General features: G+C 65.0%; 16 protein-coding genes. 11 read left to right on the top strand and 5 right to left on the bottom strand.

The annotated features are described in order from the left end of the window. Nucleotides 1–90: 90 nt before the first annotated feature. Nucleotides 91–540: a cupin domain-containing protein gene (locus tag ACQR1F_RS12720; RefSeq protein ID WP_315805785.1), complete on the bottom strand. Its 450-nt coding sequence runs from the start codon at nt 538–540 to the stop codon at nt 91–93. Nucleotides 541–671: 131 nt separating this feature from the next. Here ACQR1F_RS12720 and ACQR1F_RS12715 point away from each other — a divergent pair, with 131 nt between their 5' ends. Then, a complete protein-coding gene (locus ACQR1F_RS12715) occupies nt 672–1,715 on the top strand; it encodes an AraC family transcriptional regulator (RefSeq protein ID WP_315805784.1) in 1,044 nt (347 codons plus the stop codon). Here ACQR1F_RS12715 and ACQR1F_RS12710 read toward each other — a convergent pair. Beyond that, nucleotides 1,705–2,925 (bottom strand): polyhydroxyalkanoate depolymerase, encoded by a 1,221-nt coding sequence (locus ACQR1F_RS12710; protein WP_315805783.1) that lies wholly within the window; start codon nt 2,923–2,925, stop codon nt 1,705–1,707. The two genes, ACQR1F_RS12715 and ACQR1F_RS12710, sit on opposite strands and share 11 nt — an antisense overlap. A gap of 190 nt (nt 2,926–3,115) precedes the next feature. Between ACQR1F_RS12710 and ACQR1F_RS12705 the strand changes: the two genes are divergently transcribed. The 3 genes from ACQR1F_RS12705 (at nt 3,116) to ACQR1F_RS12695 (ending at nt 5,331) form a co-directional block, all read left to right on the top strand. After that, nucleotides 3,116–3,769 (top strand): glutathione S-transferase family protein, encoded by a 654-nt coding sequence (locus ACQR1F_RS12705; RefSeq protein ID WP_315805782.1) that lies wholly within the window; start codon nt 3,116–3,118, stop codon nt 3,767–3,769. Between the two features lie 350 nt (nt 3,770–4,119). Then, the gene (locus ACQR1F_RS12700) at nt 4,120–4,554 is read left to right on the top strand and encodes a cupin domain-containing protein (RefSeq protein ID WP_315718052.1); all 435 of its coding nucleotides are present in this window, start codon (nt 4,120–4,122) and stop codon (nt 4,552–4,554) included. A 300-nt stretch (nt 4,555–4,854) separates the two neighbouring features. Beyond that, a complete protein-coding gene (locus ACQR1F_RS12695; protein WP_315805781.1) occupies nt 4,855–5,331 on the top strand; it encodes an HXXEE domain-containing protein in 477 nt (158 codons plus the stop codon). 23 nt (nt 5,332–5,354) lie between these two features. Here ACQR1F_RS12695 and ACQR1F_RS12690 read toward each other — a convergent pair whose 3' ends face one another. Further along, nucleotides 5,355–5,627, bottom strand: a complete 273-nt coding sequence (locus ACQR1F_RS12690; protein WP_315805780.1) for a hypothetical protein — start codon at nt 5,625–5,627, stop codon at nt 5,355–5,357. A gap of 185 nt (nt 5,628–5,812) precedes the next feature. Between ACQR1F_RS12690 and ACQR1F_RS12685 the strand changes: the two genes are divergently transcribed. The 5 genes from ACQR1F_RS12685 to ACQR1F_RS12665 all read left to right on the top strand — a co-directional run bounded on the left by ACQR1F_RS12685 (nt 5,813) and on the right by ACQR1F_RS12665 (nt 10,611). Further along, complete coding sequence (locus ACQR1F_RS12685) at nt 5,813–6,139, top strand: hypothetical protein (protein WP_434913154.1); 327 nt, start codon at nt 5,813–5,815, stop codon at nt 6,137–6,139. Nucleotides 6,140–6,188: 49 nt separating this feature from the next. Beyond that, nucleotides 6,189–7,058, top strand: a complete 870-nt coding sequence (locus ACQR1F_RS12680; RefSeq protein ID WP_434913137.1) for a GyrI-like domain-containing protein — start codon at nt 6,189–6,191, stop codon at nt 7,056–7,058. Nucleotides 7,059–7,206: 148 nt separating this feature from the next. Further along, the gene (locus tag ACQR1F_RS12675; RefSeq protein ID WP_434874103.1) at nt 7,207–8,133 is read left to right on the top strand and encodes an SMP-30/gluconolactonase/LRE family protein; all 927 of its coding nucleotides are present in this window, start codon (nt 7,207–7,209) and stop codon (nt 8,131–8,133) included. A 186-nt stretch (nt 8,134–8,319) separates the two neighbouring features. Beyond that, entirely contained in the window at nt 8,320–8,913 is a 594-nt protein-coding gene (locus ACQR1F_RS12670; RefSeq protein ID WP_315805777.1) for a GNAT family N-acetyltransferase, read from the top strand. Nucleotides 8,914–8,976: 63 nt separating this feature from the next. Further along, on the top strand, nt 8,977–10,611 hold the full coding sequence (locus ACQR1F_RS12665) for a GMC family oxidoreductase (protein ID WP_434913136.1): 1,635 nt from the start codon (nt 8,977–8,979) through the stop codon (nt 10,609–10,611). 330 nt (nt 10,612–10,941) lie between these two features. Here the strand turns inward: ACQR1F_RS12665 and ACQR1F_RS12660 are convergent, their stop codons facing one another. Beyond that, the gene (locus ACQR1F_RS12660; protein WP_316239262.1) at nt 10,942–12,087 is read right to left on the bottom strand and encodes an ABC transporter substrate-binding protein; all 1,146 of its coding nucleotides are present in this window, start codon (nt 12,085–12,087) and stop codon (nt 10,942–10,944) included. A 179-nt stretch (nt 12,088–12,266) separates the two neighbouring features. On the opposite strand from ACQR1F_RS12660, the gene ACQR1F_RS12655 reads away from it, so the two are divergent. Together ACQR1F_RS12655 and ACQR1F_RS12650 are read left to right on the top strand one after the other, a co-directional pair. Next, nucleotides 12,267–13,058 (top strand): helix-turn-helix transcriptional regulator, encoded by a 792-nt coding sequence (locus ACQR1F_RS12655; protein ID WP_434913135.1) that lies wholly within the window; start codon nt 12,267–12,269, stop codon nt 13,056–13,058. A gap of 89 nt (nt 13,059–13,147) precedes the next feature. Continuing rightward, nucleotides 13,148–14,326: a cytochrome P450 gene (locus ACQR1F_RS12650; protein WP_434907985.1), complete on the top strand. Its 1,179-nt coding sequence runs from the start codon at nt 13,148–13,150 to the stop codon at nt 14,324–14,326. A gap of 45 nt (nt 14,327–14,371) precedes the next feature. On the opposite strand, the gene ACQR1F_RS12645 is transcribed toward ACQR1F_RS12650, so the two are convergent. Then, a complete protein-coding gene (locus ACQR1F_RS12645) occupies nt 14,372–16,051 on the bottom strand; it encodes a methyl-accepting chemotaxis protein (RefSeq protein WP_315805772.1) in 1,680 nt (559 codons plus the stop codon). Nucleotides 16,052–16,224 lie beyond the last annotated feature (173 nt).

The following is a 16,224-nucleotide window of genomic DNA, read 5'->3' as shown; positions in this document are numbered from 1 at the left end:
ATGCTGCAGGCGCACGGAGCCGACAGCGATGATCGCGCGCCGTTCGTACCGCAACAATCGGGGGGCGCTCGCTGGGGCCCGCGCTGTCGCCTAGTCGTTGGCCTCCGGCGGCAGGAAGTCGACCTCGTGCTCCGCCGAGATTCGCACCACTTCGGCCGGGTCGGCGAGATTGTGCAGCATGTTGAACAGCGCCTCCAGCTTCTGCATCGGCGAGACCCAGAACAGCGCGCGCGCCGGCTTGTCGGATTTGTTGAAGTAGCCATGCGGAATGCCGCGCGGCATGCGCACGAGGTCGCCGGCATTCGCCTTGACCCAGACGCCGTCGAGCTTGAGGTCGAGTACGCCTTCCTGCACCAGGATGAACTCGTCCTGGGTGGGATGAACGTGAACCGGCACGAACTGCCCGGGCTCGCTGTTGGTCTCGAAGGCGAACGTGGAGTCGGTGACGGCTTTGGGATAATAGAGCTGACCCAGGATATTCCAGGTCTTGCCGGCATAGCCGGTACCTGCGCGCGTGATGCCTTTTTCGAGTGTGATCATGGCGGATCTCCTTGCTGCACGCATGGGAGGATCGAGCCGGGGCCTGCCCAAGTCTATCCGGAAAACGAATCCCTCGACGTCAGTTGCTAATTATTATAGGTTTCAAACGATCTCGACGGGCGATGTAGGCCATGACTGCAGATGCAGCCGCTGATCGTAGTTGGAAGTCACCGGCGGTGCCGCGGCTGACCGCCTATGGTCGTGTTGCAACGCACGATGTCGATGAGGCCGCTGAACAAATAGGCCGCATCTTCTGTCCGCATGGGCTGCAACCGGAGGCGGATACTGCGCGCGATTTCCTCGCTCTGCATAATTGCGCGGCATTCGATGGCTTTTCCATCAACTACGTCGCCTATGGCGGTGCGGTAACCATTGATCCGGGCTGTCTCGACCGCTTCTTCCTGCTGCAGCTCCCGCTGGCGGGGACCGCGCGGGTCTTCGCCGGGACCGGCGAGGTCGCGACGGCGCCGGATCATGCGGCGTCGCTGCTGTCGCCGACATTGCCCACGCGCATGGTCTGGGAGGGGTGCGCTCAGTTGATCCTGTTGCTCGACCGCCGTCTCGTGGAACAGCGCGCAGCAGCGCTGTCCGGGCGCGCGGTGCAACCGATCGAATTCGATCCCGCAATCGCGTTGTCGGGATGTCATGGCTCGCGGCTCCGGGCTCACATGCTCGGGCTCGCCGACCTCGCCGAGCGTCTCGGCGGTGGGCGCGGACTGCCAGCGGTCGCGGCCGCCAATTGGCGCGAGACGCTGCTGGATATTCTGTTCGCGCAGCCGGGAAATGGCCTGGCGGAGGCGATCAGGCTGCATTCCGGCCGGGTCGAGACGCTGCCGCAGGCCGTCCGCCGGGCGCGTGATCTCCTGGCAGCGCACGCAGCCGAACCGCTCGATCTGGCGCAGCTTGCGGCATCGTCAGGCGTGGGGATCCGGGCGCTGCAGGGCGGCTTCCGCCGCCATTTCGGCATGTCGATCTCCGACATGCTGCTCGACATCCGGCTGGCGCGGCTCAATGCGCAATTGATGACGGCTGCGCCGGAGGCGCGGATCATCGACATCGCCTTCGACCTCGGCTTCACCCATCTCGGGCGGATGGCGGGGGCCTATCGCGACAAGTTCGGGGAGGCGCCGTCGGCCACGCTGCAACGCGCACAGCGCGGCCGCTTCACGAATTGACGTGCACGAAATCCCGCAGCAGCGGATAGATCTCGTTGTTCCACTTCTTGCCGCTGAACACGCCGTAATGGCCGACGCCGGCCTGCATGTGATGGACGCGGCGATAGGCGCGCACGTTGGTGCAGATGTCCTGCGCCGAGAGCGTCTGGCCGATCGAGCAGATGTCGTCGCGCTCGCCCTCGACCGTCATCAGGCCGATGCGCCGGACTGCCTTCGGGTCGACGGGACGGCCGCGGTGCATCAGTCTGCCCTGCGGCAGCAGATGTTCCTGGAAGACGTCGCGCACAGTCTCGATGTAGAACTCCGCCGGCAGATCCATCACCGCGAAGTACTCGTCGTAGAAGGTCTTGATCGTCTCGGCCTTCTCGACCTCGCCTTTGGCGAGATGGTTGGCGAGATCCATGTGCTGCTTCACGTGTCGCTCGAGATTCATCGAGACGAATGCCGTGAGCTGCACGAAGCCGGGATAGACCTTGCGGAAGGCGCCCCTGCATTGAAAGGGCACGTAGTGGATCAGGTTGTCCTCGAACCAGTCGATCGGCTTGCTCTTGGCGAACTCGTTGACCTTGGTCGGCTGGATCCGTGTATCGATCGGTCCGGCCATCAAGGTCAAGGTGGCCGGCCGCGACGGATGGTTGTCCTCGCACATCACGGCGGTGGCCGCGAGCGCGGAGACCGACGGCTGGCAGATCGCCACCATGTGAGGGCGCGGCCCGAGCTGGCCGAGGAAGGTGATGAGATGATCGGTGTAATCTTCGAGGCCGAAGCGGCCATGATCGCGCGGGATGTCGCGCGGATTGTGCCAGTCTGTGATATAGACGTCGTGATCCTGCAATAGCGTCTTCACGGTACCGCGCAGCAGGGTGGCGAAATGGCCGGACATCGGCGCGACAAGCAGCACCTTGGGCTGATCCGGTGCGGCATCCTTCTTGAAGTGCAGCAGCGAGCCGAACGGCGTCTTGAACGTGACCTCTTCGGTGACGGCGAGCTCGCGGTTGCCGACCATCACGCTGTCGATGCCATAGGCCGGGCGGGCGTAGGTCAAGGCCGAGCGGGAGATCAGCTCGAGCGCGGCGGACAGACGCCGCATGGCGCGGCTGGATAGCCCTGATGGGATCAGGTTGAGATAGCGCATGGCGGCTGCCGCGCTCTGGCGCCACGGCTCGGTCAGGTCCATGTGGTTCTGATAGGCTTGGTACAGCAGCGCCATCGCGTCCGATCCATTACATGCATTGGTGTATGCAATATCGAAGCCAGAGCGGCCGAGTCTTGCCTGAAAAACTGGCATGTCGCTTGCTCGATGAAATCTCTCACATATCCGGCTCCGCCCATCGCGCCGCTTGCACGAGCGGCACGATGGGCGGACGACAATCGACAATGCGGCAACAGGGTAGGGCGACATGGCCAAAGCGACGTTGACCATCAGTAGCAAGAATTACTCGTCGTGGTCGCTGCGCGGCTGGCTGCTGGCCAGGTTTGCCGGACTGGATTTTGACGAGGTGATCGTCGGTCCGGACGACGCGTCGGCTCGCGCCGAGATCCTGCTGCTGTCGTCCTCGATCCTGGTGCCGTGCCTGCGCCACGATGGTGCGACGATCTGGGATACGCTGGCGATCGGCGAGTATCTCAACGAGACCTTTCCGGAGGCAGGCCTGCTGCCAGCCGACCGCATCCAGCGCGCGCATTGTCGCTCGATTTCGGGCGAGATCCATTCCGGCTTCACGACTCTGCGGGCGTCGCTGCCGGTCAATCTCAAGGGCCACTTTCCGGGCTTCAAGGTCTGGACGCGGGCGCAGGCCGACATCGATCGCATCTGGGCGATCTGGCGCGACTGCCTGGAGAGATCCGGCGGTCCATTTCTGTTCGGCCAGCGCGGCATGGCGGATGCGATGTATGCGCCGGTGGTGACGCGCTTCGTGACTTATGACGTGAAGCTGGAGCCGCAGCTCAGGGCCTATGCCGACCTGATCATGGCGATGCCGGAGATGCAGCAATGGATCGAGGCCGCCAAGGCCGAGCCCGAGGAGATCGAGGAGCTGGAGGTCGAGTACTAGGTGTCCTGCCGTCAGCGGACCATGCCCGCGGCCCTTGGCAGCCGCCGGCCCCGGCGAGAACGGCTCATGTCGCGGGCAGGTGCTGCTCAATTTGAAGCCGGATTTGCGTCCTCTCGGCGCGTGGCGTGAGCTGTCAGCACGTCACCATTGCCGTGTGGCGTCGGCCAAAATCCGGTTGTTGGCAATCAGTTCGGCGCGCGATGCCGTCACCGCCTGCCGATCTTTGCGTTGCGAACAGGGCGTGGCGTGGTTTTCGCATGGCACAATTCGCTTTCGGACGTGGTGGCCGCTGTGGCCGATCGATGGGCCGCAACGGTCGCCGATGTCGCGATCAACCGGTGGAGGCCGTCATGAACCAGCATGCAGTGGTGACCAAGTTCTCGCACGTGAAGCCCGAGGATACCGACTACAAGGGCGGTGGGTTGCGCGACTTCTTTCTGTATCGCGATCTCGGCATCGCCGACGCCACCGGCGGGCAGGTGATCTGCCACCTCGTCAAGGCCAATCCGGATTGTCCGCCAGTGGATGGCACAGGCTGGCATCGCCACGATTGCGATTTCCAGATCGTCATCATGATGAAGGGCTGGGCCCGCTTCATGTACGAGGACAAGCCGACCCTGGTGAAGGCCGGCGACGTCGTGCACCAGCGGCCCGGCATCGTGCACTACCTCTACGATTATTCCCCTGACATGGAATATATGGAGATCGTCAGCCCGGCCGACTTCAAGACGGTCGAGATGCCGCCGGCGACCGACAACGTGCCGCCGGTCACGCCCTGGACCTGAGCGCCTTCTCCGTTAGTCTTTGGCATCCGGTTGCGGCAAGCGGCCGGAGGCGTCTCCTCACGATGTGGTGGGTCGTCTCCGATGTGTCCGACATCTAGCGTGAACAGATCGCGCACCAGATGCGGCGTCCGATTCGGACGCGATTCGTTCCGGCAGCGTTCCAAGGATTAAGACTGCAAGGCAGCGCAGTCGCGTTTTGACACACGGCACGCGCGCTGCCTGTCTCGCGCCTTGGTGCTCCACATTGCCCCTTGCGACCGATCTGGTGCCGGTCCATCACCCGCAAGGGGAGCATCGATCATGACCTTGACCACATTGGCTTGGCTCGCGCTCGCGGCCTACGGCGCGCATATTCTCGAGGAATACACGTTCGATTGGCGCAATTGGGCTCGTACGGTGATGAAGCTGCCGGTCGAGTGGAGCGACTTCTACGTGACGAACGCGCTGGTTGTCGTGCTCGGCGCGGTGCAGGCGGAGCTTGCCGAGACATGGCCGCCGGCCGCGCTCACCTACGCGGCGCTGATGATCATCAACGCCATCTTCTTTCACATTCTGCCGTTCCTGCGCAGCGGAGGCAGATTCTCGCCGGGGCTGGCGACGGCGCTGATTCTGTTCTTTCCGATTGCAATTGCAATGTGGCGGCGGGCGTGGGGCGACGGTGTGCTCGACGTTGGAACGGTTGTCCTCGCGGTCGTCGCCGGCGCGCTGCTGATGGCCTATCCGGTCGTGATGCTCAATCTGCGTTCGAAACCATATTTTCGGCAAGACCGGCCCTGAGCAGAACTCAGGGCCCGGCATGATCAATAAGACGAAGCGCGATCGGCAACGAAGCTCGGCTGCGGACGGCGTCCATTGCGCTCGTCAAATCGCGAGCGTGGGAAGCGCCAGCCGATGACGGTGGCTTCGAGCGCGCCGCCGGATTCCTTGTTGTGCCATTTGCCATCAATGTAGAAACAGGGGAACGGTAGTTGGTAGGTGCCGCTGTGATCCTCGCACAGCACCTCGACCGTCTGTCCGGGCGGCGGCTCACCGCTGCCGTCGAATTGCGCCAGCCGTTTTTCGCGCGTAGCCATTCTGTCCATCTCCCTAAAAACGGGTCCCGGCCGGAACTTCAATGCGCGATTGAGGTCTCAGTATGGTATCAATCAGGAAACTCCTTCAGTTCCACGCAAAATCATGTGTTGGGCAAGCCAATGAGAAAATTGTGATGCGAAGAATCGTTGCTGCGGGAATCATTTTTGCCGCGAGTGTGCTCGCGATGTGTGTGAGTTCTGCCGCATATGCGCAGGATATTCCGGGCATCGAGATATGCACTGCAGAAAAGGCGATGGATCGTCGGACATCATGTCTGCAGAGCAACATCGATTTCCTGCAGAAGACGATGGCCAAGCAAGCGCTCGATCAGCAGCAGAAGCTCGATGCGGCGAATCGGCAGATCCAGGCGCTGAAGGCTGCGCTGATCTCGCAGCAGGGCCTGATCGACGAACTGAAGGCGTCGCAGGCGAAGCTTGCGGACGAACTGAGGAAGAAGGCCGATGCGCCGGGCGCCAAGGACGCGGCGCCGGCGAAGCCGGCCGGCAAATAGCACGGTCCGCAGCGCAATAACGATCAAGCGCACGAGGACGTCCGCGCGCATGATCGGCCGCTTCGACAAGGAGAGGCGCGTGTCCAACAACCCGGCCGAGAGGGCGCTCTGGTTCATCGAGAGCCATCTGTCGGCGCCGTTGACGTTGGATGATGTCGCTGCCATTGCCGGCGTGTCGCGCTTCCACATCGTGCGCGCGTTCGCGGCGGCGACCGGCGTCTCGGTGATGCGCTATGTCAGGCTGCGCCGTCTCAGCGAGGCGGCACGGGCTCTGGCCTTGGGAGCGCCGGACATTCTCAGTCTCGCGCTCGAGGCCGACTACGGCTCCCACGAAGCGTTCACGCGCGCGTTCCGCGACCAGTTCGGCGTCACGCCGGAATTGGTGCGCGCCAGCTCACGCCTCGATGGCCTGTCGCTTCAGGAGCCGATCATGATGGACCAGACCCCGCTCGCCGATCTCGCCGCACCACGTTTCGTCACGGCCAAGCCGCTGCTCGTTGCCGGTGTGGCCGAGCGCTTCAGCCATGACAACGGGGCCGGCATTCCGGCGCTCTGGCAGCGCTTCCACCTGGTCGAGCAGGATATCCCGGCGCGCGTCGGCGACGTCGCTTACGGCGTCTGCTGCAACGGTGACGACGCCGGAAACTTCGACTATATCGCAGGCGTCGCGGTAGCCGACTTCTCCAACCTGCCGCGCAGCTTCGCCAAGGTTCGGATTCCCGCGGCCACCTTTGCCGTGTTCGCCCATCCGGGCCACGTCTCGACCATCCGTCGCACCGTCAGCACGATCTGGAATCACTGGCTGCCGCAATCGGGCTGCACGGTCGCCGATGCACCGAATTTCGAACGCTACGATCAGCGCTTCGATTCCAGGACCGGTGATGGCGGCTTCGAGATATGGGTTCCGGTGATTCGCTGAGGCGGTCCCGAATTGTGTCGAGACGCTGCAGGCCAGCCCTGCGGCGCCGGACCCTGCCGATTGCTTGGCAAGCAGCGGCACGTTTGCGATAACCTCACGCCTAACAACAATGCGCCGCAGCGCGGCGACGAAAGCGGGAGGTCGTCCGATGTCCGACATGCGCGTGCTCGCCACCGATCTGGAATTTCCGGAAGGGCCCGTGGTGATGCCCGACGGCTCGGTGGTGCTGGTCGAGATCCGCGGAAAGCGCCTGACGCGGGTGTTTCCCGACGGCCGCAAGGAGATCGTGGCGCAGATTCCGGGGGGGCCGAATGGCGCGGCGCTGGGGCCCGACGGCAAGATCTACATCTGCAACAACGGCGGTTTCTCCTGGATTCCGACCGGCAAGATGATCATGCCGGGCCCGCAGCCCGAGGACTATCTCGGCGGCTCGATCCAGCGCGTCGATCTGCAGAACGGCAGGATCGAGACCGTCGTCAGCCGCTGCGGCGAGCACGCGCTGCGCGGGCCCAACGATCTGGTCTTCGACCGTCACGGCGGCCTGTGGTTCTCTGACCTCGGCAAGCGCCGCGCCCGCGACATGGACGTCGGCGCGTTCTATTACCTCAAGCCCGGCATGAGCGAGATCGTCGAGGCCGTCCACGGCATTCTGCCGGCCAACGGCATCGGGCTCTCGCCGGATGAAAAGACCGTCTACATCGCGGAGACGCCGACCGCGCGTCTCTGGGCCTACGACGTTCCGGAGCCCGGCACCGTCAAGCCGCGCGAGGTGATCTATCGTGGTGAGCGCGGCCGGCCGATCTGCGGCCTCGGCGGCTACCAGATGTTCGATTCGCTCGCGGTCGAAGCGAACGGCAATGTCTGCGTCGCGACGCTGATCTCCGGCTGCATCAGCGTGATCGCGCCGGACGGCACGCTGGTCGAGCAGGTCCCGACCGGTGACCGCGTTACGACGAACATCGCCTTCGGCGGTCCCGAGCTGAAGACGGCCTACATCACGCTGTCGGGCCGGGGCGAGCTGGTGGCGATGGACTGGCCCCGGCAGGGCCTGCCGCTGAATTTTCTGAACAAGTGAATGCGGCTGGGCATCGTCATCACGGCGCGCCGGTGATAACCAGCTGGCTGGAACGTCGTCGGAATTGCTCCTCATGGTGAGGAGCGCCGCAGGCGCGTCTCGAACCATGAGGCCTCCATCGTGGCCTCATCCTTCGAGACGCAGCGCTTGCGCGCTGCTCCTCGGGATGAGGGGAAGGAGTCTTTGATGCCCTTTCTTGAACCAGTCACCCTTCGCGGCCCGCATGCGAGCCTTCTGCCGCTTTCGGCGGACCATCACGATGCGCTGGTCGAGGCCGTCAGTGACGGCGAATTGTGGAAGCTGTGGTACACCGCAGTTCCGAAACCCGAGACCATGGCCAGGGAGATCGAGCGCCGGCTCGGCCTGCTCGCGGCCGGCAGCATGCTGCCGTTCACGGTGCTCGATGCCGACGGCCGCGTCGCCGGTATGACCACCTACATGAACGTCGATGCCGCCAACCGTCGCGTCGAGATCGGCTCGACCTGGTATGCGAAACGGGTGCAGCGCAGTGCGCTCAACACCCAGTGCAAGCGGCTCTTGCTGGCGCATGCTTTCGAGGCCATGGACTGCATCGCGGTCGAGTTCCGCACCCATTTCTTCAACCACCAGAGCCGCCGCGCCATCGAGCGGCTCGGCGCCAGGCAGGACGGCATTTTGCGCAGCCACCAGATCGCGCCGAACGGCACGCTGCGGGATACCGTCGTCTACAGCATCACCGCAGCCGAATGGCCGACCGTGAAGGCGCATCTCGACTACCAATTGAATGACAAGCCGCGCTGACCGCGCTATGGCCGCTTGCCGCCTCGCGCGGCTGATGACGATGAGACCGGGACGAACGACCAGATGGATACCTTCGACTATGTGATCGTGGGCGCCGGCTCCGCCGGCTGCGTGCTGGCGGGCCGCCTCAGCGAGGACCCTGAGGTCACGGTGTGCGTGCTGGAGGCGGGGCCGCGCGACTGGCATCCCTACATCCATCTGCCGGCCGGCTTCATCAAGACCTTCTACATGAAGAGCATCAACTGGGGTTATCAGCAGGAGCCGGGGCCCTACACGGCCGGGCGCAGCATCTACGCGCCGCGCGGCAAGACGCTCGGCGGCTCCTCGTCGATCAACGGCCATGTCTACAATCGCGGCCAGCGCCAGGACTTCGACACCTGGGCGCAGATGGGCAATCGCGGCTGGAGCTATTCCGACGTGCTGCCGAATTTCAAGCGCATGGAGAAGCGCATCGGCGCCGGCGAGGACCAGTATCGCGGCCGCGACGGCAACCTCATCGTGACCACCATGGAGTGGAAGGACACGCTGTGCGAGGCCTTCATGGATGGCGCTGTCTCGCTCGGCATCCCGCGCAACCCGGACTACAACGGCGCGATCCAGGAAGGCGTCTCCTACGTCCAGCGCACCATCCAGAACGGCCGCCGCGTGTCGTCGGCGACCGCATTCCTGCGTCCGGCCAGCAAGCGGCCGAACGTCGAGGTTCGCACCCACGCCCATGCCACCGGCGTTGTGCTGGAAGGCAAACGCGCGGTCGGCGTGCGCTATCATCGCGGCGGGCGCGGCGGCGTGCCGGTCGAGGTGCGCGCGCGTAAAGAGGTGATCCTGTCCGGTGGTGCCTATAATTCGCCGCAGCTCTTGCAGCTCTCCGGCATCGGCGCGCCCGAGCTGCTGCAGGAGCACGGCATCGAGGTGCGTCATGCACTCCGAAGCGTCGGCGAGGGCCTGCAGGACCATTACGCGCCCCGCACGGTGGCGCGTGTCAAGAACATCAAGACCGTCAACGAGCTCGCGCGCGGCCTCAATCTGTGGGGCGAGGCGCTGAAATGGGCGGTGACGCGGCGCGGCATCCTGTCGCTGTCGCCGACCATGGTCTACTGCTTCTGGCATTCCGGCGAGACCGCCGAAAGCTCCGACCTGCAGCTCACCTTCACGCCGGCAAGCTACAAGGAGGGCGTGCAGGGCCAGCTCGAGGACGAGCCCGGCATGACGGTGGCGTCCTGGCAGCAGCGCCCGGAGAGCCGCGGCTATGTGCGGCTGCGCTCGGCGGATCCGTTCGCGCCACCGCTGATCCAGACCAACTATCTCACCGCCGAGCTTGACCGCCGCGTGGTCGTCGCCGGCATGAAGCTGGCGCGTCGCCTGCTGGCCTCGGCTCCGCTCGCGCCGTACTACGCCTACGAGGATTTTCCGGGACCGAAGGTGAACAGCGACGACGAGTTCCTGGCCGCGGCGACGCAGCGCGCCACCACCACCTTCCATCCCGGCTGCTCCTGCCGGATGGGACCGGCGGACTCGACCTGGGCCACGGTCGACGACCAGCTCCGCGTCCATGGTCTCGAGGGCCTGCGCGTCGCCGACGCCTCGATCATGCCGCGCATGATCTCCGCCAACCTCAACGCTGCGACCTTGATGATCGGCGACAAGGCGGCGGATTTGATCTTGGGCAAGGGCGACGCGGGAGAGCGGCTGTCGGCGTAAGCGGCGGGCTCACTCAGCGCGGAAGCAGCTCTATCCGTCGCTCTCTTGTCAGCTGAATTCGAGCGCTCGCGGAATGGTCGGTGCGCTCCCTCTCCCCGTTCTTACGGGGAGAGGGTCGGGGTGAGGGGCAGACGCGGGGGCAGACGCACGGGTGGTGCTATTGCTCTGCGACCCGGAGCCGTCGTGCTCGTCCGATGGACCGGTGATCCTGGCCGCTGATGTGCCATGCCCCTCACCCGGATTGCTGCGCAATCCGACCTCTCCCCGCAACGGGCGGGGAGAGGTTGCACCGCCCGTGCTGAAATAGTCGGGCCGACAACGCGACGTTACCTACTTCACCAGCCTGAACCTCCCGCCCTCGACCTTGATCAGGAACGCCGAGCGTTCGTCGTAGCCGTTGTGGTCGGTCGGGCTCATGTTGGAGAGGCCGTTGTTGAGATAGACATCCTTGCCGCGCTCGAGTTCGTCGCGCAGCGCGGCGCGGAATTCCGGCGTGCCGGGCTTGGCGGCCTTCAGCGCGCCGGGAATGGCGCCCTTGAGCAGGGTCGCGGTGTCCCACACATGCGCGGCAAAAATGTTGGGCTTGTCGCCATTGGCGGCCTGATAGGCGGAGACGAACGCCTCGTTGGCGCGGCGGAACGGATCCTCGGGCGCCAGATCGTCGGCGATCGAGAACGCTTCGCCGGCGAAGATCGCACCCTCGACATTCTCCTTGCCGAGCTTGATGAACTCCTGCGTCGCGACGCCATGGGTCTGGAAGATCTTGCCGGCATAGCCGCGCTCGCGCAGTGCCTGCTGCGGCAGCACGGCCGGCGTGCCGGCCGAGGCGATGAACACCGCGTCCGGATTGGTGGCGATCACCTTGAGCGCCTGGCCGGTGACGCTGGTGTCGCCGCGCGCATAGACCTCGTGGGTGGTCACCGTGAGCCCGAGCTTCGGCGCGAGCCTCGTCACCTCCTGATAGTAGCCCTCGCCATAGCCGTCGGACACGCCGATGAAGCCGAGCGTCTTCACCCCGCTCTTGGCGATGTATTTGAGCATGGCCGCGGCCATGATGTCGTCATTGGGCACCACCTTGAATGCCCATTTGCGCTTGTCGTCCATCGGCTGCACGATCGCGGTCGAGGCCGCCAGCGACAGCAGCGGCGTCCTGCTCTCGAGCGCGACGTCGAGCATCGGCATCGTCACCGGCGTCAGCGACGAGCCGATGATCACGTCGACGCCGTCCTGGATCACCAGCCGCCGCGCGTTCTGCAAGCCCTTGACGCTGTCGGACTCGTCGTCGAGCGCGATGTAGACGATCCTCTCGCCGCCGATCTCCTTCGGCAGCGCGGCCACCGCCTTGAGCTGCGGCTGGCCGAGCGCCGAGCCGGGTCCGGTTGCGGACACCACGACACCGACCTTGATGTCGGCCCGCGCGGGCGCGCCGAACGCCATCGTTGCAGCAATTCCGATCGCCGTGAGCGCGGCTCTCATCGTGTATCCTCCCCGTTGAGCGTGCTCGGCGCGTTGACTGGCCGAGACTTTGGCCGATGAGCGTAGCCGGACCGGCGGCCCCGTGTCTGTCCCCGTGGTTGGTGACGCAGGGCGCGGCGCTTCCAGCCGAGGCGGGTTGCTGCTAGGTTTCGGCGAACAAAAAGATCCGGGAGGAACGCATGGAGGCTCAGGAGCCTGGCATCGAGGCGGCCGGCGCCGTCGGCGCGATGGTGCTCGCGATCGGACAGCCCGCATTTCCGCAGGTCCTCATCGAGACGTTGCGCATTGTTGCGGATGTCGGCCACTGCATGGTGTTCGCCTTCGAGGACCAGCGCTCGGCGCGCTGTCTGCTCAGCACGGGGAACATCGCGATCGGGCCCGACCTCGGCGCGGCGTATTCGGAGCACTTCCACACCGCCGATCCGAACCGGGACACGATCTTTCGCGCGCGCGCGGACACGCGCCACATCCTGCTGCCGAACTTCGCGCGCCGCATGTACCCGAAGGGCTACCGCAAGCTGTTTTTCGAGGACTCCGAGATCGTCGACAAGGCCGCCACCGCGATCTGGGTCGGCGAGCACTGCACCTACGTGAACTTCTATCGCACCGCTGTCCAAGGCGGCTTTGCGCCCCGCGAGCGCCAGCGCATCGCCGCGGTCGCCCCGATCGTGGGGGCCATCGTCGCGCGTCATTGCCAGGATCGCGCCGCCGCGATGGATCCGGCCGACAGATTTGCCTCGTTGTTCGCCGCCGGCGGACCGCTGTCGGTGCTGACCGCGCGGGAGAAGGACGTCTGCCGGCGCATCCTCGAGGGCTTCACCTCGGAGGCGATCGCCGGAGATCTCGGCATCGCCCTCAACTCCGTCTTCACCTATCGCAAGCGCGCCTATGAGAAGCTGGGCATCGCCTCGCAGAACGAGCTGTTCGCGATTGCGCTGCGCCTGATGGCGACACCGCGGCCGCTGAACTGAGCAAGGAGGCTCACCTGCTGTCACCCATCACCGGGACAGACGTCGCCCGCGCGCGCGGCTAGCTTGCGCCGTCCGACTGGAGATCGACAGTGAGCACAGCACCGCGCTTCGACATCGATACCGCCACCTTCTGGGCCGATCCCTATCCGGCGCTGGCGCGCATGCGCCAGGAGGCGCCGATCGCCTTCGTGCCGCAGCTCGGCAGCACGCTGTTGTGCCGGCGCGACGACATCTTCGTCTCCGAAAAGCAGATCGACGTCTTCAGCTCGCATCAGCCGCAGGGCCTGATGAACCGGCTGATGGGGCACAACATGATGCGCAAGGATGGCGCGGCGCACATGGCGGAGCGTCAGGCGATCGCGCCGGCGGTGTCGCCGCGCGCCGTGCGCGTGCACTGGCTGGCGCAGTTCCAGGCGCACGCCGACCGGCTGATCGATGCGCTCGATCCGGCCACGGATGTCGATCTCGTCGGCGATTTCGCTCTGCCGTTCTCGGCCGAGTGCCTGAAGCTGATCACCGGCCTCACCAATATGCGCTTCCAGGACATGAATGCGTGGTCGCAGGCGATGATCGACGGCATCGCCAACTACACCGGCGATCCCGCGGTCGAGGCGCGTTGCAACGCCGCGACCGCCGGCATCGATGCCGCGATCGACGACATGCTGCCGGTGCTGGAGAAGACCCCGAACCAGAGCCTGCTTGGCGTGATGCTCGCCGCGCAAATGCCGATGGAGAGCATCCGCGCCAACATCAAGCTCGCCATCTCGGGCGGCCAGAACGAACCGCGCGACGCGATCGCCGGCACGGTGTGGGCGCTGCTGACGCATCCCGAGCAGCTCGCGCTGGCCATCACTGGCGAGGTGCGCTGGCTCCAGGTGTTCGAGGAATATGCCCGCTGGATCTCGCCGATCGGCATGTCGCCGCGGCGGATCGCCAGGCCATGGAGCATCCGCGACGTCGCCTTCGAGCCGGAGGAGCGCGTGTTCCTGATGTTCGGCTCGGCCAACCGCGACGAGGCGCACTTCACCGACCCCGATCGCTTCGACATCCGCCGCGACGTCTCCAAGAGCATCGCCTTCGGCGCCGGCCCGCACTTCTGCGCCGGCGCCTGGGCCTCGCGCGCGATGATCGCCGACGTCGCGCTGCCGACGCTGTTCGCGCGGCTCAAGGACCTGCGCCTGCGTGACACCGAGCCGGTGCGCATCGGCGGCTGGGCGTTTCGCGGTCTGCTCAATCTGCCGGTGACCTGGGACGCGACGCGGGATTGATCCTGGCCGCGGCCCTCGCGGGGAAGCGCCGCGCTCGGGCGGTCTCTACGCCCTGCCTGCTGCGATCGCCTGCGCCTCTGCGGCTGCGCGCTGCATGCTGGACGACATCTCGCCGGTGACCGTGCTCTGCTCCTCGACGGCGGCGGCGGTCGAGGTGACGTATTCGCTGACGTTCTGGATCTCGACCTTGATCGCGTTCAGCGCATTCACGACCTCGCTGGAGATCCCGTTCAGTCCGGAGATCTCCGCGCCGATCTTGTCGGTGGCGGCCTTGGCCTGCGTGGCGAGATTCTTGACCTCCGACGCGACCACGGCAAAGCCGCGGCCGGCATCGCCGGCGCGCGCCGATTCGATCGTGGCATTGAGCGCCAGCAGGTTGATCTGCCCGGTGATGTTGCCGATCAGTTCGACGATGCCGCTCATCGCCTGTGTCGCCTCGCTCAACCGCTTGGCTTGCGAATCGGCTGAGGCGACCCGGTCAGCCGCCCCCATGGCGGTCTCGCGCGACTTGGTCATGGCCTCGGAAATCTCGCGCACCGAGGCGTTCAACTCCTCGGCACCCGCTGCGACGGACTCCATCATGCCGCGAACGCGCTCATTGCCCATCCGCACCAGCACCTGCTTGGTGACGTCGGTGGCGTATTTCACGACCTTGAACGGCTTGCCATTGAGGTCGAGGATTGGATTGTAGGAGGCCTGAATCCAGACCTCGCGGCCGCCCTTGCCGATCCGCTTGTATTCCGAGGCCTGATATTCTCCGCGGTTCAGGGCGGCCCAGAAGTTGCGATAGGCCGGACTGTCGCGCTCCGACGGATCGACGAACATCGAATGGTGACGGCCCTTGATCTCGGACAGCGTATAGCCGAGCGCCTGCAGGAAATTGTCGTTGGCGTTGATGATGGTGCCGTCCAGTTCGAACTCGATCACGGCCTGCGATTTGCTGATGGCGGCGATCTGTCCGGCGAGATCGGCATTCCGAAGCTTCTGGGCGGTCACGTCGGTGGCGAACTTGACGACCTTGAAGGGCTTTCCGTTCTGATCGAACACCGGATTATAGGACGCCTGAATCCAGACCTCCTTGCCGCCCTTTCCGATCCGCTTGTATTCTGCGGCCTGGTATTCGCCGCGGTTCAGGGCGGCCCAGAACTCGCGATAGCCGGCACTGTCGCGCTCCTGCGGCGAAACGAAGATGCTGTGATGCTTGCCTTGGATCTCCGGCAGACTGTAGCCAAGCGCATGCAGAAAGTTGTCGTTGGCGGTGACGATCGTGCCGTCCAGGTTGAATTCGATCACGGCCTGTGATCGGCCGATGGCCGCGACCTGGGCGCTGTAGTCGAGGTTCTGCAGCCGCACGCTCGCGTCGGACCACTCGACGACCGTTCCGGCGCGGGTTCCATCCGGGTGTTTCAAGGGCTGCGCGACCAGATCGAACGTCCACTTCCCGATCTTGATGGTGGCCCGGTGCTCGGACGTAAGGGCCTGCAGCATGCGGCGCTGGTGCGTCGGGTCCTTGTGGAACACGTCGATGTTGGTGCCGATGAGTCCGTCGACGCGGAAGTTCGGCAATTGCGTCTTGAGATCGGCCTCCGCCTCACGCATCAGCGCCCTTACCGCCTCGTTCATGTAGACGATGTTGAGCTTGTCGTCAGCGACCATCACCTTCGCGGTGATCGCGTTTGCGGCCAGGGCGGCCAGGGATGCAGCGTTGTTCTTGCGGCCAAACATGATGGTCTCCTGTGCAAACGATCACGTCAGCGATGTGCACATGCTCGTGATCACGCGGCAGTTGCCGCGATCCGGAGACGGCGCTGATTGTGATCATTCCAGAACTCGATGATCCCCCGTAGATTTCCGGGGCTTTATTCAATCTAACAGATCGTCAGTAAGATTCGGTTAGG

The organism is Bradyrhizobium sp. HKCCYLS3013, from assembly GCF_051167615.1.
GTDB lineage: Bacteria > Pseudomonadota > Alphaproteobacteria > Rhizobiales > Xanthobacteraceae > Bradyrhizobium.
This window is presented reverse-complemented; position numbering and strand designations above follow the sequence as displayed.